Source organism: Vibrio fluminensis (assembly GCF_015278125.1).
In the GTDB taxonomy this organism is placed as follows: Bacteria; Pseudomonadota; Gammaproteobacteria; order Enterobacterales; family Vibrionaceae; genus Vibrio; species Vibrio fluminensis.
Genome location: NZ_JADILO010000024.1, coordinates 59,461 through 67,848, shown reverse-complemented (window position 1 = coordinate 67,848; position 8,388 = coordinate 59,461). Strand labels below are relative to the sequence as shown.

The window sequence follows — 8,388 nt, the reverse complement described above, 5'->3', positions numbered from 1 at the left end:
CTTCTGTATGCCTATGTAATGAATGGAAGCTTCTGCGCACGGTATAACAAAAAATATCGCGATCGCGACCTACGGTCGCTTCCAAAAAAGAACCCCGCTTGAAAAAGCGGGGTTCGTCATCAATCTGACGCCCATCATTTGATGGGCGTTTTGTTTTTTAATCGCTTGATCAGAGTTCAATCGTCACGTCATCATTGAGTGTTGATGAGCAAGCCAATACATAGCCTTGGGTTATCTCATCTTCGGTTAAAGGAGACTGGCTATTGCTATCCACTTGTCCCACTTTTACCTTACATTTACAAGACCCACAGATACCGCTGCGACAAGCAACAATGATTGGCACGCCACCTTGTTCAAGGGCATCGGCCAACAGTGTCCCTTTGCTGGCTTGTAGGCTCTGGCCAAAAGCCGGTAGATCAATGGTAACTTGTGCACTTTCTTCGCTATCAGAAGCATCCGGTTGACTAGATTCAGTTGGCATTGGGGTGAAGCTTTCCTGATGAAAGCGACTCATATCAAACCCTAACTGTTCGAGGTAACTTGCAGCATCAAGCATAAATTGGTTGGGACCGCATAGGTACACAGTTCGATCTTTCAAATCACTGACTAAGTTTTCTAACCACTGTACGGAAAAGCGTCCTTGTGGGTAGTGTGTATCGCCAGCGTCTTTAAGCAGGAGATGCAGGTCAAAATCCACATGCTGCTTATGCATAGATTCAAGCTTATCAAAGTAGATAGTGTGTGCAATGTCGCGAGCGATATGCAGAAAGGCAATATCAGTCTTCGGTTCATCGTTTAACCAAGATTGAGCCATCGCAAACACCGGCGTGATACCGCAGCCAGCACTAATCAATAGTACTTTTTGCTCGCCATTAACTGGTGTTGCTGGGCAGTCGATATTGTTGAACTCACCGGCAGGCGTTAAGCATTCTACTTCGTCTCCAACTGTAAGGTGGTCAATGATATAGTTGGAGACTTTGCCCCCGTCGACACGTTTAACCGTCAGCTGCAAGTAATTTTGGCCGGGCAATGAACTGATTGAATACGCGCGGTATTCAACGTTTGCAGCAATATCGATCCCGATAGTGACGAATTGTCCGGGTTTAAAATCAAAGCAAATACTATTTGCGTGACTTAGTAGAATCGAAACACAATCTTCGGTCTCAGACCATTTCTCGATACAACGAAGTTTCATCGGATAGTCAGATTGGCTAGCAAGATTAGAGTGGAATGAAGTTGGCATCGTGAATCTCAGATATCGAACAAAATAGCCTGCCATGCACGAAAAGTGAATGGCAGACGGGATTGGGATTAACCTAGGATGGTCTGTAGGTCATTTTCGACTGAGCTAATCGCACGCATATCGAATTTTTCTTGGATGATAGCCAATAGATTGTCGGTCAAGAACGCAGGCGCGGTAGGACCGGTGTAAATACCCTTAACACCAAGCGCAAATAGCGTTAGTAGGATCACAATCGCTTTTTGTTCAAACCAAGATAGAACCAGCGTTAGCGGCAATTCATTAATACCGCAGTCGAACTCTTTAGCCAGTGCTAGTGCAAGTTGGATCGCTGAATAAGCATCATTACATTGACCTACGTCGAGTAAACGAGGAATGCCGTTGATGTCACCGAATTGGTTTTTGTTAAAGCGGAACTTACCACATGCAAGAGTTAGGATGAGAGTATCTTCTGGTGCATTGGCAGTGAAATCAGTGTAGTAGCTACGCTCTGATTTATCGCCATCACAGCCGCCAACTAAGAAGAAGTGGCGAATGTTACCTTGTTTCACCTGGTCGATTACCGCTGGCGCTGCGTTCATTAGCGCGTTACGTCCAAACCCAACCGTGATCATTTGTTCGATTTCATCATGCTGGAAACCAGGCGCAGCTAGCGCCGCTTCGATTGCAACAGAGAAATCATCGCCCTCGATGTGGTTTACGCCCGGCCAACCAACGATGCTGCGTGTAAATAGGCGGTCTGCATATTGTCCAACATTTGGGTTAAGCAAGCAGTTTGAGGTCATCACAATCGCGCCAGGGAAGTTAGCAAATTCTTTTTGTTGGTTTTGCCAAGCACTGCCGTAGTTACCTACTAGATGAGGGTACTTGTTAAGTTCTGGGTAGCCGTGTGCAGGTAGCATCTCGCCGTTTGTGTAAACGTTGATGCCTTTACCTTCAGTTTGCTGAAGGATTTTTTCTAGATCATGCAGGTCATGACCTGATACTAGAATACATTTGCCTTTTACCGTTTTCACATTTACGGCAGTTGGCTCAGGGTGACCAAAAGTCGCCGTTTCACCGAGATCAAGCATCTCCATCACTTTGTAGTTCATTAAACCGATTTCCATCGAACATTCAAGTAATTCATTGAGATCGGTTGGTTCAGTTCCTAACCATGCCATGATTTTGTGAAATTGGGCGTGAATGGCAGCGTCAGTCTGATCAAGGACACGCGCATGCTCCATGTAAGCCGCCGCACCTTTTAAGCCATAAAGGCACAATAAACGCAGACCAATGACATCTTCACTCACTTGCTCTTTACCGCGGTTAACTGCCGCGTGAGGTGCAAACGCGAGGATCTCAGCTGCGTCTGCTGGCAGTTCAAATTCAGCTACTTGTGGTGTGCTTTCAAGCTCGACATTGTTCAGTGCTGCGGCAGCAAGAGTTTGCTGTTTAAGCTCCGCTTTGTATTGCGCGGCTTGAGTGGTGAACTCAAGAATACGTTCAGGGTCGAAGTTCACATTGGTTAATGTTGCAAAAAATGCGCGTGGTGCCCAATTGTCAATATCGGCATTGATAATATTGAATGCGCGGGCTTGCTCAGCCCAGTAAGAAACGCCTTGCAGGGTGTAAACCAGAACGTCTTGCAGATCTGATACTTCCGATGTTTTTCCACACATACCTTGTGTGAATGAACAGCCTTTAATAGTAGGGGTTTGAATTGTCTGTTCACATTGAATACAGAACATAGTGATACTCCAGTTTACTCGTAATAGTTATTCATTTGCTTCACCGTCCATGTAAGTGCGTATTTTGATCTCGGTGGCGGTAAGCGAGTTTTAATGAATGCTATAGAGCACGGAGTGTGCCAGTTTTTATCTTATTGATATTATTGGTTATTTGTGTTTTTCTGGCGATGTTTTGATGTAATAAAGACAACGCACCGGATGTCTTTATTACATCGTTTGTTCAAATGGAGACGTTATTTGATGCCAAGTTTTTTGCCCATACGATAGAGGTTACCGCGATCCATCTGTAGAAATTCAGCCGCTTGTGACCAAGTGTCGTTCGATTGGTTTAAAGCATGAACAATTAAATCCTTTTGATAAAGTTCGACCAGAGTTCGCATTGGTTGGCTATCACTGGGGAAATATTGAGATGTGTTTTTTACATCGCCTAGCTGCTTTATATCATCGAAGTGCTGCAGTTGAATTGTGGTTTGATCATGTTGAATCGCGTGTAGCGCGGCCCGAGTTAAACTGTGTTCCAGTTCGCGTACGTTGCCATGCCAAGGTTGAATTTCCAATACTTGCAATGCGTTAGGGTGAACGTGCAAGTTAGGTGCATTGAACTGACTGCGCATTTTTTCCAGCAGATAACCAGATAGAACCGCAATATCCCCATCACGTTGACGAAGTGGTGGAACATGGATTGGAAAGACATTGAGTCGATGGTACAGGTCGGCTCTAAAGCGTCCTTGCTCTACTTCTTCTTCGAGTTTGCGATTGGTTGCGGCAATAATACGCACATTTACCGTCAGATGTTGATCGCTACCCACGCGTTGTAACTCACCTTGCTGGATCACGCGCAGCAGTTTTGCCTGCAAAATCAAAGGCAATTCACCGATCTCATCTAAGAAGAGGGTGCCGCCATCAGCGAGTTCAAACTTGCCAGAACGGTGACTGTTAGCACCGGTAAATGCGCCTTTAACATGACCAAATAACTCACTTTCTGCGAGTCCTTCGGGTAATGCTGCGCAGTTTACATAGATCATTGGTTTATCGGCTCTATGAGACTGGGCATGAAGATTATGCGCCACCAACTCCTTACCTGTGCCTGTTTCCCCCCAAATCAATACCGCAAAGTCTGACTTTGCTACGGTCGCGATATTGTTTTTCAGTTTTTCAAACTGAGGGCTTAAGCCAACCATTTCGCCTTGTTGGGTTCTCGCTTGTTGGATTAGTGTTTGCGTAACTGAGCGATGTTTACGGTTTTGTGATTTGAGTGCTTTGAACTGAGCAATATTACGCAGCGTCGCGGCCGTCAGCGCAGCGAAAGTATCGACCATTACGGGATCAAGCTGGTCAAAGGCGCCAACGGTCAGAGCATCCATGGTGAGTACACCGACGAGCTGACCTTCTACGTAAAGGCTGCAACCGAGACAGTCATGTACATCAATCGTCTGTTCGGTGGTTAGCATCACGCCGTCAAATGGGTCAGGCAGGGCGCAGTTTGCGTCAAAACGAACCGGAGTTTTGCACTGCATGATTTGCTGTAGGCGAGGGTGTGCGCTAGGGAAGAAGCGACGCCCTAGTATCGATTGAGAGACGCCCTTAACGGCAACCGGCGTAAGAAAGCCTTGCTGGTCAAGAATAAACAGTGCAGCGGCATCGCACGGGAAGACCTGACTGATGCCTTCGACTAAGTGCTGATACTGCTCTTCACTGGTTAAATTGGAACTCAAGTTAAGGGCAATATTGAGGAGAATTTGTTCAACGTTTGAAGGCATATCGCAGCTCTTATTGGTAAAAGAGTCGATATGCTAGCAAGGTGATGTCAAAAGTACATCGTGGATTAGGTGTAAATGATGTGCATTTGACTAAGATCAAAAACGAAATAGCCCCGCGAGAGCGAGGCTATGCACATGACTGATTATCTTGATTTAGCAATCAGAGCAATCTTCTGATCCGCCAGCCTCGTCAAACCACTGCGCTAGGTGAGTCTTAAGATCTTTAAGCTCATCTGGGCCAATCAGTGCCAAGCCGAGATCTTCTGCGCGGGTGATATCGTTATAACGTAACGGACGGAAGCTGACCAACATAGCGCGTGCTTGTAGGCCGCCTAATAGATCGCGCAGTGACTCCAGCTTGTAAAGCGTATCATCACCATCATCACGCATGCCTTTAGTTTTACATTCGATGATGTGTAGTTTGTTGTTAACTACCGACGCTACGTCCAGCTCATTACGCACTTCACGTTCACCTAACTGACGGTAAACTTGTACATTCAAAGAGTGGTCTTGAATGGTCGGCATATCTTGTTGGATTTGACGCACGGTGCTGTGAACTAAAGTTTCAAGCCACTCACCATTGGAGAATCGTCGGGCTTCTTCACTGGCGAAAGTTAAAATACCGTTCTCATAGGTTGCTATCTGCGCTTCAACAAGATCGGAGAGAAGCATGTTGAGCTCACGGTAGCCCTGCTGCTTTTCAGACAGCTCTACATCAAGGCGCTGTTCTTTACGACACGTGGTTGCGAGGTAATTAAGGGTTGCGAGGCCTGGGCCTAACTCTAGGGCGTTACTTGCCCATCGCTCACCAAGATCATACAGTTTCTTATCAAGCTGAGGAGGGATATTGTGTTCAGCAAATTCACCGCGAGCACCGAAGATGGTGAGATAATCATCAATCGTGATCAAGTCTTCCACTTGAGTGTCTTCGCGTCCTTCAGGATACAGCCAGCATAGACGGTCACTATTTGGTTCAACGACAAAGATAGGCCAGTGGTAGCTGCGGAAAACTTCATACACCGACAACAAGCGATGACGTAAGCCGCAACTTGCGTTGAGTTTGATTGCGCCGCCTCTTGATTTTAATTCATCAGCCAACTGAATAACGGCTTGTTTGATTTTGGAAGTATTCGCGACGTTTGGTATTTCAAAGAACTCTGAGGTGATTTGGCGTTTAGCCAGCACGCTATGTAAGCGTTCAAACATCTCTTTTTGTGCATCTATCCCAATGAACACGATGTGCTGACTGAGGGTTCTATTATCTAATAATGGTGTGACCAAACGAATTGGATCTTGGTCAATTATGCCAACATGAATTGCCATAGCGTTTCCTCATGGTTGGCTTGCAAAACGGGGTACTCAGGTAAAACACAGCAAGCCTTAGTAACCATATAATGTTCAGGTCTATAAAAAACAAGGGCGATTAATTAATTTAATCGCCCTCGTTCAATTATTTAGCCGGAAATTGACATTTATAACGTAAACCGATGGACTAAATTGCCTTGCTGATTGGCTAAATTGGTTAGGTCATTACTGGTTTCAGCGATATCGGCCATGGCTCGATAACTCGAATCGGCTATTCCATTGATTTCTTCAACGCTCTTCGCGATTGCGGCGGTAGTGCTGTTTTGTTCAGTACAGGCACTTGAGATATGAGCACTCATTTCACTGATTTGAATAATCAGTGATTGAATTTCTTCCATCGCACCGTTGGCATCGGATGCTTGCTCAACCGTCAGTGTCATATCATTCATACAACTTTGAATAACGTTGTTCGCTGAGCTGGAACTACTCTGTAGTGCGGCAATCATTTTCTCAATTTCTGAGGTCGATTCGGTGGTTCGCTGTGCCAATACTCGAACTTCGTCAGCCACCACCGCGAACCCGCGACCTTGCTCTCCCGCACGAGCGGCCTCAATTGCTGCATTTAGTGCTAAAAGGTTAGTTTGCTCAGCAATGTTGCGAATAACATCTAAGATGGTGCCAATCTGACTGCTCATCGTTTGCAGTTCTTTAACGGCATCGACTGATTCAGTCAAGCGCATCTCAAGCTGATTGATAGTGGTAATGTTGTTGCTGACGATCTTACGACCTTGTTCAGACGCCACTTCTACCTGCTCGACCATATGCAAAGAGTTCTGTGCACTTTGTGCGACTTCTTCAACGGATTGACGCATCTGACTCATCGCAGTTGCGACAGTAGAGGTTTGGTGACGTTGTTGATTCAATTGGTTCTGTGTACCAGAGAGAGTCTGCTGGTTTGTATTTGCGGTGAGTGTAAGGTCATCAGAGGCTTGGTTAAGTTTAACTAATATATCGTGCAAGTTATCCGCTAGGGTATTGATGTGACCACTAACACGGCTAAATTCATTGTTGTACCGAATCTCGATTCGCTGCGTCATATCACCATCGCTCAGAGATTCAAGCGTTTTCAAGATCCGGGTGAGAGGTTCACGTACGCTATGAGCAACGTGGTAACCAATCGCTGCGGCAATGGCAACAATGATGACACACATGAATATCGAACGGATTAAACCAGAATCGTATACTGTACCAGCATCGGTCAGAGATTGATTTAGGCTAGTTTGAGCGGTATCGCTAAACGAATTCAACAAAGAGCGAGAGGTGTCGATCTCTTTGGTAAGATTGGCAATATTTTCATACAGTGCTTTACGTGCGGTGAGGTAGTTGTTGTGTTGATCGAGAACCCCACCTTTTTGGCCGATATCAATAGAGAATTGAGCAACAGAGGCGTCAAATTCGTCTTTTAGTGAGGGCATCTGTGTTGTAAGGCCACGGTATGCATAATTGAGGTGCGTCACTGCTTTTTTGTTTTGCGCAACCGCTTTGGCGACCGCTTCGGTATCGCTACTTGCAAGCGCGTCGGAGGTGATCACTTCCGCATCTTTAAGCTTTTCAAAATAGCTACGCGACATCACTTTAACGACAATATTGTCTTGTTTTTCGACGTAATCTTTCATGCCAGCACTTAATTCAGAATGCAGGCGTTGGAATTGACGAGTAGAGAGTTGGACCTGTTCTTGAGCCTCAAACATATTGCGATAGTTATCCATCGCGGTATCGGCTTCCTTGAAATAACGCTGTTCGAGCTGCTTTACTTCTTCGATACGCTTCATGAGATCGGCATCGTCGCGGCTGGCTGTTTCAAGTTCACTTACACTCTTATCGTAATTTAACTTGGCATCAGCGAATTGCGCACGGATTTCATTCATACGCTCAAAACTCTGAGTTGTGAGGTAGTCTTTAAACAATTTATCGGCAGACAATAATGCAACGTTTGTCTGGTTGGAAAGTGATACAAGTGGCAGCGATGTGTTTGTCACACTAGCGAAATTAGCGTGAATTTGTTCCATACTTCGCAGCGCCAATACAGTGGAAACTGCGAACATCAATATGATCAATGCAAAGCCAGCGTACATTCGTCTGATCACTGAGCCTTTCATAGATCTCTCCTTATTTTGTTTATTTGCGTTAAAAATTATCAGAAATCTGACAAGTGTTTTGATAACGAGACACACGTTTTATGACGCACAATACAAAAATAAATTGGTGGAGAGGTGTTTTGAAAATCGTCAATCTTATCTGTCGCGGTTTTTAATTGTGATTTGGTGACGCATGGCTCATACTCGAGATATCA

General features: G+C 45.3%; 5 protein-coding genes. All 5 read right to left on the bottom strand.

The window, feature by feature from the left end; translation table 11 throughout:
- Positions 1-169: 169 nt before the first annotated feature.
- Entirely contained in the window at positions 170-1,243 is a 1,074-nt protein-coding gene (locus IRQ95_RS15425) for a hybrid-cluster NAD(P)-dependent oxidoreductase (protein WP_194437754.1), read from the bottom strand.
- 68 nt (positions 1,244-1,311) lie between these two features.
- A complete protein-coding gene (gene hcp, locus IRQ95_RS15420) occupies positions 1,312-2,970 on the bottom strand; it encodes a hydroxylamine reductase (RefSeq protein WP_194437753.1) in 1,659 nt (552 codons plus the stop codon).
- Positions 2,971-3,203: 233 nt separating this feature from the next.
- Positions 3,204-4,730 (bottom strand): nitric oxide reductase transcriptional regulator NorR, encoded by a 1,527-nt coding sequence (gene norR, locus IRQ95_RS15415; RefSeq protein WP_194437752.1) that lies wholly within the window; start codon positions 4,728-4,730, stop codon positions 3,204-3,206.
- 153 nt (positions 4,731-4,883) lie between these two features.
- The gene (locus IRQ95_RS15410) at positions 4,884-6,053 is read right to left on the bottom strand and encodes a DUF1887 family protein (RefSeq protein ID WP_194437751.1); all 1,170 of its coding nucleotides are present in this window, start codon (positions 6,051-6,053) and stop codon (positions 4,884-4,886) included.
- Between the two features lie 149 nt (positions 6,054-6,202).
- Positions 6,203-8,194: a methyl-accepting chemotaxis protein gene (locus IRQ95_RS15405; protein WP_194437750.1), complete on the bottom strand. Its 1,992-nt coding sequence runs from the start codon at positions 8,192-8,194 to the stop codon at positions 6,203-6,205.
- Positions 8,195-8,388: the final 194 nt, after the last annotated feature.

What these genes read in the sequence shown, in the direction of transcription:
- norR (WP_194437752.1), bottom strand. Translation starts at nt 4,730, where the DNA reads ATGCCTTCAAACGTTGAACAAATTCTCCTCAATATTGCCCTTAACTTG.
- hcp (WP_194437753.1), bottom strand. Translation starts at nt 2,970, where the DNA reads ATGTTCTGTATTCAATGTGAACAGACAATTCAAACCCCTACTATTAAA.
- IRQ95_RS15425 (WP_194437754.1), bottom strand. Translation starts at nt 1,243, where the DNA reads ATGCCAACTTCATTCCACTCTAATCTTGCTAGCCAATCTGACTATCCG.
- IRQ95_RS15410 (WP_194437751.1), bottom strand. Translation starts at nt 6,053, where the DNA reads ATGGCAATTCATGTTGGCATAATTGACCAAGATCCAATTCGTTTGGTC.
- IRQ95_RS15405 (WP_194437750.1), bottom strand. Translation starts at nt 8,194, where the DNA reads ATGAAAGGCTCAGTGATCAGACGAATGTACGCTGGCTTTGCATTGATC.